The sequence below is a fragment of the Streptomyces sp. iso_384 genome, assembly GCF_056172905.1.
The window spans coordinates 3,248,340-3,263,678 of sequence record NZ_JBWBTT010000001.1 but is presented as its reverse complement, the minus strand read 5'-3'; the positions used below and the strand labels follow the sequence as shown (position 1 = coordinate 3,263,678).

The following is a 15,339-nucleotide window of genomic DNA, read 5'->3' as shown; positions in this document are numbered from 1 at the left end:
GCCAGTTCCTGAACCGTCGTCTCCCCAGTTCCTGAACCGTGGTCTCCAGCGCATCGGCCAGCCGGAGCAGGAAGCCGATGCCCGGCGGGGCGGATTGCTCCTCGACTTCTCCCGCCGGGGCGGGTCCCGTGGCTCACGCTGGCCAGAACCAGGAGCAGACGCAGCGCGGAGGCCCACCCGGTGTAGGGACTCAGGCATCGATCGTCGCGGCATCGGCAACGTGTAGGGGCACGACGACGACGGGGCACGCGGCGTGGTGCAGCGCTCGGTGGGCCACCCTGCCGAGCTCAAGGCCGATGAAGCTCCCCTGACGTCGTGCTCCGACGACCAGCAGGTCGGCAGCGGCCGACCGCTCGACCAGGATCTTGGCAGCCGCCCCCTCCGGGGTGGCCCTGCTCACCCGGACGTCCGGATACTCCCGGGCCGGACCTTCGAGTGCCTTGTCGAGAACCGCGGCGGCACGCGCTTCCGCCGACTGCGCCGGATCGCCCGTGATGAGCGGGTGCTCGGCAGGCCTCGGGGCCGGGCGGCGCCAGGCGCTGAGAGCACTGAGGGCGCACCCGCGAGCGGCTGCCTCACGGAAGGCGAAGCGCACCGCAGGAGCCTCGACGTCCCTGCCGCCCACCCCCAGGAGGATGCGTTGGTGCCGGGAGGCGAGCGCTACGTCGTCCCCACGTACCACGACCACGGGACACACACTGCGGGCCGCCACGACGAGGCTCACCGAACCCAGCAACACGGACGCCACCTGCCCGCGCCCCCGTGATCCCACGACAACCGCTGTGGCCGAGGCACCCTCTCCCAGTAGGGCGCTGGTCGCGTCCTCGGCGAGCACTTCGGTGGAGACGGCAAGGCCGGGCACACGAAGCCGTGCACGCTCGGCGGCGGCGCCGAGGATGTTCTCGGCGAGTATCCGACCCGCCGGCCGCTCCAGCCCGCCCGACGGTACCGCTCCCTCGTACCGCTCCCAGAGCGAGGCGTACACCAGCCTCAGCGGGGTCGCATGACGCGCGGCCTCGTCAGCGGCCCAGTCCACTGCTTGGAGACTGGGTTCAGAGCCGTCGACCCCTACAACCAGAGGCGCTTGCATCATGCCCACCACCCTTCCTCGAAGGATTGACTGCTCCCAGGCTGGCACCGGGCACGATGCCGGGCCAGGGCCGGTCGGTCCCCACCTCTCTCCGACCGACCCACGAGCGGTACGGCCGGGTGTGCTGTGGGCTGATCGGTACCGGACAGGGCAGCACGGTCCCTCCACGGCCGAGGCATTCACGCCGATGCTGAGAGAAGGGTCGCCACCCCTGGGCAGACCGGGCTGAGCCGACATGACAAGGACGGGCTTTCCGCCGAATCCGGGCGGGCCGCAGGCAAGCGGCATGATCGGTTCCGCATCCCGCAGGGCCGCCAGGGCGGCGATTGCCGCGAACGCCGCGGTGAGAGCCGTTTCGGGCACATGGGCGGCGGTGGTGCCGGCGAGGAACGCCGGCACAACTCCCGCAGCCGCGAACAATGTCCCAGCCTTCCAGGCGACATGGCCGTCTCTCGCGTGCGCGTAGAGGGCGGTGGCCGATGTGGCGGTGACGATGACCAGGCTTGCCGTGGTGGCCGAGGCCGCCGAGCAGGTAGATCAGTGCCGGAACCGCCAGAACGCTGCCACCGCCGCCGAGCGCGCCGTCCAGCAGCGACGCGGCGATGCCCGCACGCATGCCACCGGCGCAGTGCACCCAGACCGTGCCGTCGGGCACGTCGTCGATAGGTGATGGATCTGGTGGACCGGGATGTGCACCGAGCCATCGATCCAGCCCTCCGCCCGCTCGGACGAGCGGCGTACGTCCAGTACGACGATCCGGCCCCTTCCCTGACCGGCCAGTTCGGCGAACATGGCACGAGGGAAGGACGCGGCGCTGTCGCCGGCGCGAAGCCAGTCCGCGGGACCACCGGTCGCGGCGGCCGCCGGGCGGTCGACACCGACGCGGACCAGCTCCCGCTGGGCCGCGGCAAGTTGCTCGGCCGACTCGGCAAGCAGGGTCACCGGCTTGCGCCAGGGGATCACCCAGGCACGGTACGTGGCGAGCTTGCCGTCCGCCTCGAAGTTGAACGACCCCGCGACACGTCCCTCGGCGAAAGCGATGCGGTTGCACAGATCCACCACCCACTCCCCCGCCGTGAGTCGCACTGCGATGTCGTCGGGATCGGCGACGGCCGGAGAGGCCAGGTCCACCGGGGCCGGGCCGGCCGCGTTGGCAGGCCCCATGTGCGCATAGCTCGGCGAGGCGTGGCTCCACGAGATCGGGCCGCCCCACGGTACCGATGAGGAGGGAGCCACCGGTGAACGCGGCGACGGGCCTGCCCGCCTCGCTCAGCACGTACGACGCGTGGTCCGGCGTATGCCCGGGCGTCGCTACCGCCGTCAGGGTCAGCTCCGTGTCAATGGTCACGCTGTCGCCGTCGGACACGTTGGTCCAGGCGAATGACACGTGCGCGTCGGCGGGAACGAGGTAGGCGGCCCCGATGATGCGGGCCGGCTCGGGACCGCCGGTCACGTAGTCGTTGTGGATGCGCGTCTCGACCACATGGGTGATCGCCACACCCACGCCGGGCAGCAGCGGCCAGCACCCGATCGATGTCACGGGGCGGATCCACGACAACCGCCGTCCGACGGCCGCCTACGAGGTAGCTGCGGTTGCCCAAGACTCCAGCTCGATGGCTTCAACGAAGAACAAGGAAAGCCTCCCTCCGACAGAAACATTACCCCGGGGGGTATGTCGTTCACCGTAAAACTCTTACCCCCAGGGGTATATTTCGAAGTGTGGCGACCGCCACGCACGGACCGCGCCCGTCGGGCATTCCGATGACGTCAGAACGAGGTGGAGATCCATGGCCTACGACCGCACCGTGAGCGTCGACGACACGTTCGAGGAGACCGTGCGGGCTGTCCGTCTGGCCCTGGCGGACCAGGGCTTCGGCATCCTCACGGAGATCGACGTACAGGCCACCCTCAAGGCCAAGCTGGGACACGCCATGGAGCCGTACCTGATCCTCGGCGCCTGCAACCCCTCCCTGGCGCACCGGGCACTGGAGCTGGACCGGACGATCGGGCTTCTCCTTCCCTGCAACATCGTGATCCGGAAGGACGGCGACGGCGTGCTCGTGCAGGCTATCGACCCGGCGACCATGGTCACCCTCACGGGGATCGAGGACATGGGCCCTGTGGCCGAAGAAGTGACCCTGCGCTTGGACGCGGCCCTCGCTTCCGTCGCGGCATCCCGCTCATGACCGGACCGCCGCCGACCGGTCACGCGCCCGCCCGGGTCCGGCAGTCGATGCGGCCTCCGGCGGATCACCCGCCGGGGCACGACCAACCCCATCACTGCCAACTGTGTGACGTCCGCTCGCCGCTTCGGCATACAGCCAGGCATGCAGCGGGCAACGGGCGGACGGCCTCGTGCCGCCGGGCTGCGTGACGATCTTGCACTCCGTTCTGGCCGCCATGCGTGCCAGCCGTCACGAAGCCGGACACCGATCACCCCCGTGAGATTCTCGGCGACGAAGCCCGGTAGCAGAAACAGCCGCCAGGACAACGGTCACGACGCGATGCCAAAGGCCGCATGCACGCTGATGGTCCTCGCCGACGGGGACGGACGGCTGTTCCGCAACCCGACCCAACCAGGCAGCTGCGCGGACACACCCACGCCCGGGAGTTAGGGCTGGTCAAGTACCTGACCGACGGTCCTTCGTACACCGTCCAAGCAGTCGCCGGCCTGTTGTCCCGGCAGAAGACCGCAGGCCGGATCCCGGCTTGGCAGGCGTGAGCATCGAGGCTCCACCGAACCCTGCGACGTCCCACCGCTAGGCCGTCTCTTCCGGATCACGCTTGGGCGGCATCCCACTCTGCTTGCAGCCAGCTGAGTTGCGCCTTGCTGAGCGGAGGCTCAAAGCCTTTGGGCAACATGAGCGTGAGCGCCTGCGGCCACATGCTTTCGGGCCCACACTCCTCACAGTGCAGAGCCACCAGATGCGGCCCCTCCTCGCAAGTCTCGCGCTCGTAGAAGCGGAGTGCCGCCAGGTGGATCACGGCGGTCTCGTCATACCGATTGGCCAGGCCGCGCCGCTGGTCTGCTGATGCAGCGCTCGACCGTGTTGCGCTGCTTGTAGGCACCCCGGTCGAAGGCAGGTGGCCTGCCGCCTCGGCCGCCGCGGCATTTACGGCTGGCGGCCTGGTCGGCGGGCTGCGGGAGCACGGACCGGATACCGCGCCGACGGAGGTGAGTCCGGATCGCCCGGGACGAGTAGTCCTTGTCGGCCAGGACCATGACCGGCGTGGTCCTGGGTCGGCCGAGCTGCCGAGCTACCCGTAAGCCGGCCGAGGTTATGGTCGACAGGCTCGCCGGTCGGTGCTCCTCCTGACGAGCCGCAGCGGCGTGCTGGTGGAGTCGACCGCGACGCCCCAGCCGAGATCACCTTCGATGTCGGCCCGAGTGACCAGAGCGGTGAAGACCGTCCCTCAGGTCCCATCGGCAGCCCACTTTCGTAGCCGGCTACGGGCGCCCTTCTACGAGCCGAAGTGCTCGGGCAGGTCCATCCACGGCGTTGGTCGGTCCGGTGCGCCGCGTCGCCGCTGCTGGGTGGCCCCGGCGCCGAGAGCCGGACCGTCCCGGCTCCGGGCGGGGCGCCCCTGCTGCTCGCCGGGGCCGCTGGCTCGATGCCCCCGCCGGGGCCTGTCATCGGAACCTGTCACCGAGACCTGTCGCCGAGACCTGTCGCCGGCGGTGAACCGATTCGGGGCTCCGGGGCCTTCCTCCGTACGGGAAGATCCCGGAACCTCGAACAGTTAGTAGAAGCGTGAACATTTCTGGGGTGCGCGAGCTGGACGTGGTCGTGATCGGCGCGGGTCAGGCGGGGCTGTCCGCCGCCCACCACCTGCGCCGCGTCGGGCTGAAGCCGGACGACGACTTCGTCGTGCTGGACCACGCGCCCCGGCCGGGCGGCGCATGGCAGTTCCGCTGGCCCTCGCTGACGTACGGCAAGGTCCACGGGATGCACGCGCTGCCGGGCATGGAGCTGACCGGCGCCGACCCGGACCGGCCCTCGTCGGAAGTGATCGGCGCGTACTTCGCCGCGTACGAGGAGCGTTTCGACCTGCGGGTCCACCGGCCCGTGGAGGTGAGCGCCGTACGGGAGGGAAGCGGCGGGCGGCTGCTGGTGGAGACGTCCGAGGGGATGTACGCGACACGTGCCCTGATCAACGCGACCGGCACCTGGGACCGGCCGTTCTGGCCGCGCTACCCGGGCCAGGAGACTTTCCGGGGGCGGCAGTTGCACACGGCGAACTACCCGGGGCCCGAGGAGTTCGCGGGGCAGCGCGTCCTCGTGGTCGGGGGCGGCGCCTCCGGTACGCAGCATCTGATGGAGATCGCCGAGTACGCGGCCGACACCTTCTGGGTGACCCGCAGCGAACCGGTCTTCCGCGAAGGTCCGTTCACCGAGGAGTGGGGACGGGCTGCCGTGGCGATGGTGGAGGAGCGGGTACGCAGCGGGCTGCCGCCGAAGAGCGTGGTCAGCGTGACCGGGCTGCCGCTGAACGATGCGGTGCGGCGGGCCCGGGCCGCGGGCGTGCTGGACCGGCTGCCGATGTTCGACCGGATCACGCCGACCGGCGTGGCCTGGGACGACGGCCTTACCGTCGAGGCCGATGTGATCCTGTGGGCGACCGGGTTCCGGCCCGCCGTGGACCACCTGGCACCGCTGAAGCTGCGCGAACCGGGTGGCGGCATCCGGGCCGAGAACACCAAGGCCGTCCGCGACGGGCGCGTCCATCTCGTCGGGTACGGCCCGTCGGCCAGCACCATCGGCGCCAACCGGGCGGGCCGCGCGGCGGTCCGGTCGGTCCTGCGGCTGCTGAAGGAGACCGGTGGCGGGCGGGCGGACGAGGAAGCCGGGGCGGCCGTCGCCGCGCCGGTCCCGGGGGCCTGATTCCCTCCGGCACGACTCCGGTCCCCTCCGTCTTTCTCCGTCGGTCTCTCTCCGTGGGGGGACGCGGTCAGCTCGTGGTGGCGGAGCCTCGGCCTCGGTTGAACTCCTCGACGTTCTTCTGCTGCTCGTCGTAGTCGTCGGTGAACCGGGTGTCGCCCGGGCCGACCGTGACGAAGTACAGCCAGGGTCCGGGCGTCGGGCTGACGGCCGCCCGCAGCGCCTCCTCCCCCGGGTTGCCGATGGGCGTCGGCGGCAGGCCCTTGATCCGATAGCTGTTGTACGGACTGTCCAGCTGGGTGTCGGAGGTCGTCGTGTCCAGGGTGGAGCGCTTGAGGGCGTAGTTGATGGTGGAGTCCATCTGCAACGGCATGTCCTTGAGCAGCCGGTTGTAGACGACGCGGGCCACCTTGCCCATGTCGGAGGCGGTGTCGGCCTCGGCCTGGACGATGCTGGCGATGGTGATCGTGTCGTAGACGGAGACGTTGTTGCGCTGCGCGCCCGCTGTGACGTGGTCCGCGCCGAAGTGCTTGAGGGCGGTGTCAGCCATGTAGCGCAGGAGCCCGGCGGGCTCGGTACCGGCGTCGACCGGATACGTGGCCGGGAAGAGGTACCCCTCGGGGTTTCCGGCGGCCTGGTCGGGCAGCTCCAGGTCCACGGTGGAGGCGGCCTTCTCGGTACTGCCGGGCTTCAGGTCGAGCGCCTTGTCGACGGCCTCGTACACCTGCGAGGCGCGACGGCCCTCGGGGATCATCAGGGTCTTCTGCTGCGGGCGTTCCTTCTCCCGCCCGCCCTCGTCCGATCCGGTCAGGGCCAGCGGGATCAGGACGGCGGCCGATACGACGAGCAGTGCGCCGACGACCAGAACGGCCTTCCCCCGTCGGGTCGGGCGGAGTCTGCGGCGGGGTCGGGCGTCCGGGGACTCGTTCACCATGCGGGCACGTTAACCCGGGGTGCGGGCCACGGCCGGTAGCCCGGCCACGGCGTCGGCTCCGGCGGGACGAACGCGACACGAACGCCGTACCGCACGAACAAGGGATCGAGTGTTCGGGTGTTCGCTGGAACGCGTGATCGTCAGGGGATTCGTTGCTCTTCACCCGTCCGGGGCGTGATGATTGCAGAGCGCAGTCAACGGGCTGCAGACCGCTACTGCGCAGTCCCACAGATGCACCACGTACAAGGAGAACGACCAGATGAACTTCCTGACCAACCTGCTTGCCGGCGTCGTCCACTTCGTGGGTTGGCTCGTCTGACCACTGCTCCACCCGGCGCCGTCGCTCCCCGTCCCACGGGAGCGGCGGCGCCGCCGCGTTGACGTCGTGTACGGAGCCGGGCGGCTCAGCCGCTCGTCGCGGCCGGTCCGGTGAACGGCGGCAGCGCGGTGAACTCGGGTTCGACCGTCACCGCCTCGGCGAGCGCGTCGAGCGTCCGGCGGACCCGGGTGAGCGGGTGGTCCGGGAACTCTGCATCCCACTGGACGTGGTCCGCCGCGTGGAAGGGCAGCCCGCCCTGGACCTCGGGAGCGTAGGGGTGGGGCCGGAAGTACTGGTCGGGGCCGAGCTTGGCCATCACCACGGCTTCCCGCATGCCCGTCATGCCGCGCTCCGCCGCCTGGATCTTCACCACAGTGCTGCACCCGGCACGCGGCACGGTGTAGCTGCCGATGAACGCCTGCCCGCTGGGCTGTCCCGGCAGCGGCAGCTTGAGTATCTGCCGCAGGGCGGGCAGCTCGCCCAGCCGCTTCACCGAGGCCTCGATGAGTCCACCGCCCGCTCGTGCGGTGAAGTGGGTCAGGCCGTGGCGCAGCGCCGGGCCGTCGTCCAGGGCGGCCGGCAGATCCGGCGGCAGGTCGAAGAAGTGCAGCGACAGCACATCGCCGTGGTCGTTCAGCCAGGTGCCGGTGTCGACGGTCCGGTAGCCGGGGAGTTCCACCCCGAGGAGAGCTCTCATGCGCGGCGATCATGCCGTACGCGCGGCGCGCCGGTGACATCAGGGGCCGATGCCGTCAGGGGCCGGCCCCTCCTCTCCCCTTCAGGAGGCGGGCACCGGGACGTGGTGGGAGTCGCGGCGGATCAGCGCGGCGTAGCGGCCGTCGCGGTCGAGCAACTCCTCGTGCGTGCCGCGTTCGGCGGCGCGGCCGTCCTCCAGGACGACGATCTGGTCCGCGTCGCGGACCGTGGAGAGGCGGTGCGCGATGGTGAGCGTGGTCCGTCCGGCGGAAAGGGCGTCGATCGCTTCCTGCACGGCCTGTTCCGTGCGGGTGTCGAGCGCGCTGGTCGCCTCGTCGAGGATCAGCACCGGCGGGTCGCGCAGAATCGTGCGGGCGATGGCGAGGCGCTGCTTCTCGCCGCCCGAGAAGCGGTAGCCACGCTCGCCGACGAGGGTGTCGTAGCCGTCGGGCAGGGAGGCGATGTGGTCGTGGATCTGCGCGGCGCGGGCCGCGGCCTCGAGCTCCTCGTCGGTGGCGTCCGGCTTGGCGAAGCGCAGATTGTCGGCGACCGAGGCGTGGAAGAGGTAGGTCTCCTGGGAGACGACGCCGACCGCTCGGGCGAGGGTGTCGAAGTCCAGGTCACGGACGTCGACCCCGTCGAGCGTGACCCGGCCGCCGGTGACGTCGTACAGCCGGGGCACGAGATAGCTGAGGGTGGACTTGCCGGAACCGGTGGATCCGACGACCGCGAGGCTGCTGCCCGCGGGGACGGTCACATCGATGCCGGTGAGCGTCGGGCCGTTCTTCTCGTCGTAGCTGAAGTCGACGTTCTCGAAGGCGATCTCGCCGCGGATCTTCTCCAGGCGGACCGGCTTCTCCGGTTCGGTGATGTCCACCGTGAGGTCGAGATACTCGAAGATGCGCTGGAAGAGGGCGAGGGAGGTCTGCATCTGCACACCGGTGGAGAGCAGGCTGACCGCCGGGCGGAACAGCCCCTGCTGGAGCGTGACGAAGGCGACCAGCGTCCCGAGGGAGACGGCGGTGGCACCGGACTGGAGGGTAAGTCCGGCCGCCCAGTAGATGACGGCGGGCATGGCGGCCATCACGATGCCGATCGTGGACATCCGCCAGCGGCCGGCCATGCTGGAGCGCACTTCGAGGTCGACCAGGCGCTCGGACTCCTCGGCGAAGCCCTGGGTGAGGGAGTCGGAGCGGCCCATCGTGCGGCCGAGGAGGATGCCGCTGACCGAGAGGGACTCGGTGACCGTGGCGGCCATGGCGGCCATCTGCTTCTGGCGCTGGGTGGTGATCCTCTTGCGCTCGCGGCCGACGCGGCGGCTGATCGCGACGAAGACCGGCAGCAGGAGCAGCGAGACGACGGTGAGCCGCCAGTCGAGGGCGAGCATGGCGACGACGGTGGCGATCACGGCCGTGAGGTTGGAGACCAGCGAGGTCGCGGTGGAGGTGACCGTCGCCTGCATGCCGCCGATGTCGTTGGCGATGCGGGACTGCACCTCGCCCGTGCGGGTGCGGGTGAAGAAGGCGAGCGGCATCCGCTGGAGCTGGGTGTAGACGGCGGTGCGCAGGTCGTGCATGACGCGCTGGCCGACGGTGGTCGAGATCAGCGTCTGGAGCACGCCGAAGACGCTGGTCATCACGGCGGTGAGGACCATGCCGAGGGCCAGCAGGGTCAGCAGGCCGGTGCGGCCCTGCGGGATGGCGGTGTCGAGAATCTCGCGCAGCAGGAACGGGGAGGCGACCCCGACCAGGGAGGATGCGCCGACCAGCAGGCCGACGACGGCCAGGCGGCCGCGGTAGGGGCGGAAGAGGCGGAGGATGCGGCGCACCTCGGCGGGCGGCCGGTCGGCGTCGGTGCGGGCATCGGGCGGGGGCGTCCACGTGGGTTCGTCGGGTTTCATGGGCTCCTTCGTCGGGCGTGAGACGAGGCCGGACAGTCCCGGCCCCGCAGAGTGAGAGCCTAGCTCATTGTTACCTATACTCACAATGAACAAGGTCCTGATATTGTTCCCGTATGGACGCCCCAGATTCCCCCGGTCCGCTCGGCTCCCCCGGTCCGCCCGGCTCATCCGGCTCCGGCACCGGCACCGGCACCGGCACCGGCTCATCCGACGCCGACGGCATACTCGCCGAGCAGCTGCTGCGGCTGACCCGTCGGCTGCACCGCATCCAGAGCCGCCAGCTGGAGCCGATCGACATCACTCCGGCCCAGTTCCGGCTGCTGCGGACGGTCGCGAGCTACGACGCGGCCCCCCGGATGGCGGATCTCGCCCGGCGTCTGGACGTCGTTCCGCGCGCCGTGACGACACTGGTCGACGCGCTGGAGGCGAGCGGCCGGGTGCGCCGCGCCCCGGATCCCGACAGCCGCCGAGTGGTCCGCGTCGAGATCACGGACGAGGGGCGTGCCACGCTGCGGTCCCTGCGCAGCGCGCGCCGGGCGGCCGCAGAGGAGATCCTGGCTCCATTGACCGCCGATCAGCGCGAGGTGCTCGGCGGGCTGCTGTCCGCTCTGGTCGACGGCATGCCGGAACGCCACTGCTGAGCACCGCGCCGAGCCGCCGAGAGGATGGCCGAAATGCCGCTGCTGGAGCCCGACCCGGATGCCCTGCGCCCCGGAACGGCCCGGGAACCCGCCCCCGACCGGGTCACCGACGGCAGCTCCGGGGGCACCCCGGAACCGCTGCGCGGTGAGCTGACGGCCCTGCTGGGCGCGGACAAGGTGCTCTGGAAGATCTCCGACCTCGTGCGGTACGCCTCCGACGCCAGCCCCTACCGCTTCCTCCCCCGGGTCGTGCTGGTCCCCGAGGATCTCGACGACGTCTCCGCGATCCTGTCGTACGCCCACGGCAAGGGCCGTGACGTGGTCTTCCGGGCCGCCGGCACCAGCCTCAACGGCCAGGCGCAGGGCGAGGACATCCTCGTCGACGTACGCCGACACTGGACCGGCGTCGAGGTGCTGGACGACGGGGCGCGGGCCCGGATCGGGCCGGGGACGACGGTCATGCGGGCCAACGCCACCCTCGCCCGGTACGGCAGGCTGCTGGGGCCCGACCCGGCCAGCGCCATCGCCTGCACCGTCGGCGGGGTCGTCGCCAACAACGCCTCGGGCATGACGGCGGGCACCACCCGCAACTCCTACCGGACGCTCGCCTCGCTCACCTTCGTGCTGCCCAGCGGCACCGTCGTCGACACCGCCGACCCCGCCGCCGACGAGGAGCTGGCCCGCGCCGAGCCGGAGCTGTGCGCCGGGCTGATGGAGCTGAAGGCCGAGATCGAGGCGGACGAGGAGCTGACCGCCAGGATCCGTGCCAAGTACACGATCAAGAACACCAACGGCTATCGCCTGGAGGCCTTCCTCGACGGGGCGACCCCGGTGGAGATCCTGCGCGGGCTGATGGTGGGCTCCGAGGGCACGTTCGGCTTCATCTCGGAGGTCGTCTTCGACACGCTGCCGCTGGACCGGCGCGTCTCCAGCGCCCTGCTGTTCTTCCCCTCCCTCACCGCCGCCGCGGCCGCCGTGCCCGGGTTCAACGAGGCGGGAGCCATCGCGGTGGAGCTGATGGACGGCAACACCCTGCGCGCCTCCGTCAGCGTGCCGGGCGTTCCGGCGGACTGGGCGGTGCTGCCCCGGGGGACGACCGCGCTGCTGGTGGAGTTCCGGGCGGCCGACGAGGCCGGCCAGGAGGCGTTCGAGCGGGCGGCCGACGCCGTCGTCGCCGGTCTCGACCTGGTCGTCCCGGCCGCGTCGGTGACCAACGCGTTCACCCGGGACGCCGGGACGATCGCCGGGTACTGGAAGGCCCGCAAGGCGTTCGTCACGGCGGTCGGCGGGTCCCGGCCCTCGGGCACCACCCTGATCACGGAGGACTTCGCGGTGCCGCCCGCCCGGCTGGCGGACGCCTGCGAGGCGCTGCTGGAGCTCCAGGCGCGCCATGGCTTCGACGCCGCCGTGGCCGGTCACGCCGCCCACGGCAATCTGCACTTCCTGCTCGCGTTCGACGCGGCGAAGCCGGCCGACGTCGAGCGGTACGACGCGTTCATGCAGGAGTTCTGCGCCCTGGTGGTGGACCGTTTCGACGGATCGCTCAAGGCGGAGCACGCCACCGGACGCAATATCGCGCCGTTCCTGGAACGGGAGTGGGGGCCACGCGCCACCGAGCTGATGTGGCGGACGAAGCAGGTCATCGACCCCGCCGGGGTGCTCGCTCCGCGCATCGTGCTGGACCGGGATCCGCGGGCCCATCTGCGGGGCCTGAAGACCATTCCGAAGGTGGAGGCGGTCGCCGACCCGTGCATCGAGTGCGGCTTCTGCGAACCGACCTGTCCCAGCGAGGATCTGACGACCACTCCGCGCCAGCGGATCGTGCTGCGCCGGGAGATGATGCGCCAGGCCGACGGCTCGCCGGTGGAGGCCGGACTCCTGGACGCCTACGGATACGACGCCGTGGACACCTGTGCCGGGGATTCCACCTGCAAGCTCGCCTGCCCGGTCGGCATCGACACCGGGGCGATGATGAAGGGCTTCCGGCACCGCAGGCACACCCCGCGCGAGGAGCGGATCGCGGCGCTCACCGCGAAGAACTTCCGGGTCGTGGAGGCCTCTGCGCGCCTCGCCGTGGGAGTGGCCGACACGGTCGGCGAACGGGTGGGCGACGGTCCGCTCCAGGCCGTGACGCGGCTCGCGCGCAGGGCCGTGCGCCCCGATCTCGTACCGGAGTGGCTGCCGCAGCTCCCCGGTGCGGCGGCCCGGCGGCTGCCGCCCACCACGAGGGTCGGGGCGAGCGCGGTCTACTACCCGGCCTGCGTCAACCGCATCTTCGCCGGGCCGGAGGAGAAGGAGACGCCGGGCCTCTCCCTGGCCGAGGCGGTCGTCGCCGTGTCCGGGCGGGCCGGGAGGCCGGTGTGGATCCCCGAGGACGTCGCGGGGACGTGCTGCGCGACGATCTGGCACTCCAAGGGGTACGACGCGGGCAACAGGATCATGGCGAACCGCATCGTGGAGGCCGCCTGGGGCTGGACGGCGGGCGGGACGCTGCCGCTGGTCGTGGACGCGTCCTCCTGCACGCTCGGTATCGCCGAGGAGGTGGTGCCCTACCTCAGCGAGGACAACCGCGCCCTGCACCGCGAACTGACCGTCGTGGACTCGCTGGTGTGGGCGGCCGAGGAACTGCTGCCGCGTCTGACGGTGTTCCGGACGGTCGGCTCGGCGGTCCTGCATCCGACCTGTTCGATGGAACACCTCGGTGACGTTGGGCAGTTGCGGGCGCTGGCCGAGGCCTGTGCGAAGGAGGTGGTGGTGCCGGACGACGCGGGGTGCTGCGCGTTCGCGGGCGATCGGGGCATGCTCCACAAGGAGTTGACCGACTCGGCGACGGCCAAGGAGGCGGCCGAGGTCGACCGCCGCCCCTACGACGCCTATCTGTCGGCGAACCGGATGTGCGAGATCGGCATGGAACGCGCCACCGGGCACCCCTACCGCTCGGCGCTGATCGAGCTGGAGCACGCCACCCGGCCGACCGTCCGGTGAGCCGGTGAGCCGGTGAGCCGGTGAGCCGGTGAGCCGGTGAGCCGGTGAGCCGGTGACGGCAGGTTCGGGCACCCCCGTCGGCCTGCACAACTGAGCGTTTCGGAGCCCCAATTGGTTGCACCAGTTGGGGCTTCGGCGTGCCGTGAAGAAAGTCCAAGGTTTGAGGACGAGAGTCCAAATACTTCCCTTGCGCACCATCAGCCTCACCCTCCAGGGTCCTTACCGAGACCCGGTCCCCGCGCCCGTATCCGTACGGGGGACCGGACGCGCTCGCGCACCGTCTGAACCCCCAACCCCACCTGGAGGCTCGATGAACGACGACGCCCGGACCGCACCGGAACCGCAGGACATACCCCCGCACAGCGGCGCGGCCGACGAGCCGGCCCGGCAGGATCCCAGTCGCCGTTCCGTGCTGTGGACCACGGCGGGCGTGGCGGGGGCCGGACTCGGCCTCGGCGCACTGGGCGGGGGCACCGCGTCGGCGGCCGAGGCGACCGCCGTCTCCACCGCGGAGGCGGTCGCCGCCGCTCCGGCCCGGCAGGGCCGCACCATGGCGGGCGTCCGCTTCGAGGGCCGCTCCACGGTCCGGGTCGGCATCGTGGGCCTCGGCAACCGGGGCGGCAGCATGATCGACCTCTTCCTCGCCGTCCCGGGCGTCCAGGTGAAGGCGGTCTGCGACCCGGTCCGGGACAAGGCCGAGAAGGCCGCCGCGAAGGTGACGGCGGCGGGTCAGCCCGCCCCGACCGTCTACGCCAAGGGCGAGGACGACCACGAGAACCTCTGCAAGCGCGGCGACATCGACTTCGTCTATGTGGCGACGCCCTGGGAGCTGCACTTCCCGATGGCGAAGGCGGCGATGCTGAACGGGAAGCACGTCGGCGTGGAGTGTCCGATCGCCATGCGGCTGGAAGAGCTCTGGCAGCTGGTGGACCTCTCCGAGCGGACCCGGCGGCACTGCATGCAGTTGGAGAACTGTTGTTACGGCAAGAACGAAATGCGGGTGCTGCGCATGGCGCACGCCGGTCTCTTCGGTGATCTGCTGCACGGGGCGGGGGCCTACAACCACGATCTGCGCGGGCTGATGTTCGACCCCGACTACTACGAGGGCCCGTGGCGGCGGCTGTGGCACACCCGGCTGCGCGGTGACCTCTACCCCAACCACGGGTTCGGGCCGGTCGCCAACTACATGGACGTCAACCGGGGCGACCGGGCCGTGAGCATCACGAGCATCGGCACGCCCGCCCTGGGGCTCGCCGAGTACCGCAAGGAGCACATGCCGCCCGGCGACCCCAGCTGGAAGGAGTCGTACATCGGGGCCGACCGGACGATCAGCCTCGTGCAGACGGCCAGGGGCCGGGTGATCCGGCTGGAGCACGATGTGTCGACCCCGCACCCGTACTCCCGGATCAACAGCCTCGGCGGTACGCGGGGCGTGTTCGAGGACTACCCGGAGCGGATCTACCTGGAGCCGGAGAACACCGACCACCAGTGGGCGGACTTCTCGAAGTACGCCGGGTGGGACCACTGGCTGTGGAAGGAGCACGCGAACCCGCCGGGCGGGCACGGCGGCATGGACTACATGATGGTCTTCCGGCTGATGCAGTGCATGCGGCTCGGTCTGGTCCCCGACTTCGACGTGTACGACGCGGCCACCTGGACGGCCCCCGTGCCGCTGAGCCATCTCTCCATCAAGGCCAAGGGCGCGCCGCTGCCGATCCCGGACTTCACCCGGGGCGAGTGGAAGAAGGCCCGGTCCGGCGTGGACTCCGAGAAGCCCGCGGAGTGACGTTCCCGGGGTCCCGGGCCGACCTGGCGCGGGGCCCCGCAGGGCGGTGGCACACCGTAAAACCGGTTGCCCCGGAACGGGACGAACAGGGAACCTTGCACGTCACCC

Annotated in this window: 10 protein-coding genes and 2 pseudogenes; 6 read left to right on the top strand and 6 right to left on the bottom strand. The window is 71.0% G+C overall.

The genetic code is table 11. From position 1 onward, the window contains the following. Positions 1–190: 190 nt before the first annotated feature. From AC0VY3_RS14550 to AC0VY3_RS14540, 3 genes and pseudogenes are all read right to left on the bottom strand, one after another. A complete protein-coding gene (locus AC0VY3_RS14550) occupies positions 191–1,099 on the bottom strand; it encodes a universal stress protein (protein ID WP_475549740.1) in 909 nt (302 codons plus the stop codon). 357 nt (positions 1,100–1,456) lie between these two features. After that, a pseudogene (locus tag AC0VY3_RS14545) lies at positions 1,457–1,585 on the bottom strand (sulfite exporter TauE/SafE family protein); the annotation flags it as partial. A 52-nt stretch (positions 1,586–1,637) separates the two neighbouring features. Then, positions 1,638–2,723, bottom strand: a pseudogene (locus tag AC0VY3_RS14540) (rhodanese-like domain-containing protein); the annotation flags it as partial. Positions 2,724–2,877: 154 nt separating this feature from the next. On the opposite strand from AC0VY3_RS14540, the gene AC0VY3_RS14535 reads away from it, so the two are divergent. After that, positions 2,878–3,276 (top strand): DUF302 domain-containing protein, encoded by a 399-nt coding sequence (locus AC0VY3_RS14535; RefSeq protein WP_103511544.1) that lies wholly within the window; start codon positions 2,878–2,880, stop codon positions 3,274–3,276. A 1,566-nt stretch (positions 3,277–4,842) separates the two neighbouring features. After that, the gene (locus AC0VY3_RS14530) at positions 4,843–5,973 is read left to right on the top strand and encodes an NAD(P)-binding domain-containing protein (protein ID WP_475549739.1); all 1,131 of its coding nucleotides are present in this window, start codon (positions 4,843–4,845) and stop codon (positions 5,971–5,973) included. A 67-nt stretch (positions 5,974–6,040) separates the two neighbouring features. Here the strand turns inward: AC0VY3_RS14530 and mltG are convergent, their stop codons facing one another. Beyond that, a complete protein-coding gene (mltG, locus tag AC0VY3_RS14525; protein WP_475549738.1) occupies positions 6,041–6,904 on the bottom strand; it encodes an endolytic transglycosylase MltG in 864 nt (287 codons plus the stop codon). A gap of 181 nt (positions 6,905–7,085) precedes the next feature. Between mltG and AC0VY3_RS14520 the strand changes: the two genes are divergently transcribed. Further along, a complete protein-coding gene (locus AC0VY3_RS14520) occupies positions 7,086–7,223 on the top strand; it encodes a hypothetical protein (RefSeq protein ID WP_181011038.1) in 138 nt (45 codons plus the stop codon). An 85-nt stretch (positions 7,224–7,308) separates the two neighbouring features. On the opposite strand, the gene AC0VY3_RS14515 is transcribed toward AC0VY3_RS14520, so the two are convergent. Together AC0VY3_RS14515 and AC0VY3_RS14510 are read right to left on the bottom strand one after the other, a co-directional pair. Next, complete coding sequence (locus AC0VY3_RS14515) at positions 7,309–7,920, bottom strand: hypothetical protein (RefSeq protein WP_475549737.1); 612 nt, start codon at positions 7,918–7,920, stop codon at positions 7,309–7,311. Between the two features lie 81 nt (positions 7,921–8,001). Then, complete coding sequence (locus AC0VY3_RS14510; RefSeq protein WP_475549736.1) at positions 8,002–9,819, bottom strand: ABC transporter ATP-binding protein; 1,818 nt, start codon at positions 9,817–9,819, stop codon at positions 8,002–8,004. A gap of 113 nt (positions 9,820–9,932) precedes the next feature. Here AC0VY3_RS14510 and AC0VY3_RS14505 point away from each other — a divergent pair, with 113 nt between their 5' ends. The 3 genes from AC0VY3_RS14505 to AC0VY3_RS14495 all read left to right on the top strand — a co-directional run bounded on the left by AC0VY3_RS14505 (position 9,933) and on the right by AC0VY3_RS14495 (position 15,231). Then, a complete protein-coding gene (locus AC0VY3_RS14505) occupies positions 9,933–10,460 on the top strand; it encodes a MarR family winged helix-turn-helix transcriptional regulator (RefSeq protein WP_475549735.1) in 528 nt (175 codons plus the stop codon). Between the two features lie 33 nt (positions 10,461–10,493). Continuing rightward, positions 10,494–13,445: an FAD-binding and (Fe-S)-binding domain-containing protein gene (locus tag AC0VY3_RS14500; protein WP_475549734.1), complete on the top strand. Its 2,952-nt coding sequence runs from the start codon at positions 10,494–10,496 to the stop codon at positions 13,443–13,445. A gap of 310 nt (positions 13,446–13,755) precedes the next feature. Beyond that, positions 13,756–15,231 carry a Gfo/Idh/MocA family protein gene (locus tag AC0VY3_RS14495; RefSeq protein WP_475549733.1) on the top strand — a complete coding sequence of 492 codons (1,476 nt, stop codon included), beginning with the start codon at positions 13,756–13,758 and terminating at the stop codon, positions 15,229–15,231. The last annotated feature ends 108 nt before the right edge of the window (positions 15,232–15,339 follow it).

Excerpts from the sequence above, each read along its gene's own strand:
- AC0VY3_RS14535 (WP_103511544.1), top strand. The coding sequence starts at position 2,878 with ATGGCCTACGACCGCACCGTGAGCGTCGACGACACGTTCGAGGAGACC.
- mltG (WP_475549738.1), bottom strand. The coding sequence starts at position 6,904 with ATGGTGAACGAGTCCCCGGACGCCCGACCCCGCCGCAGACTCCGCCCG.
- AC0VY3_RS14515 (WP_475549737.1), bottom strand. The coding sequence starts at position 7,920 with ATGAGAGCTCTCCTCGGGGTGGAACTCCCCGGCTACCGGACCGTCGAC.
- AC0VY3_RS14510 (WP_475549736.1), bottom strand. The coding sequence starts at position 9,819 with ATGAAACCCGACGAACCCACGTGGACGCCCCCGCCCGATGCCCGCACC.
- AC0VY3_RS14505 (WP_475549735.1), top strand. The coding sequence starts at position 9,933 with ATGGACGCCCCAGATTCCCCCGGTCCGCTCGGCTCCCCCGGTCCGCCC.
- AC0VY3_RS14500 (WP_475549734.1), top strand. The coding sequence starts at position 10,494 with ATGCCGCTGCTGGAGCCCGACCCGGATGCCCTGCGCCCCGGAACGGCC.
- AC0VY3_RS14495 (WP_475549733.1), top strand. The coding sequence starts at position 13,756 with ATGAACGACGACGCCCGGACCGCACCGGAACCGCAGGACATACCCCCG.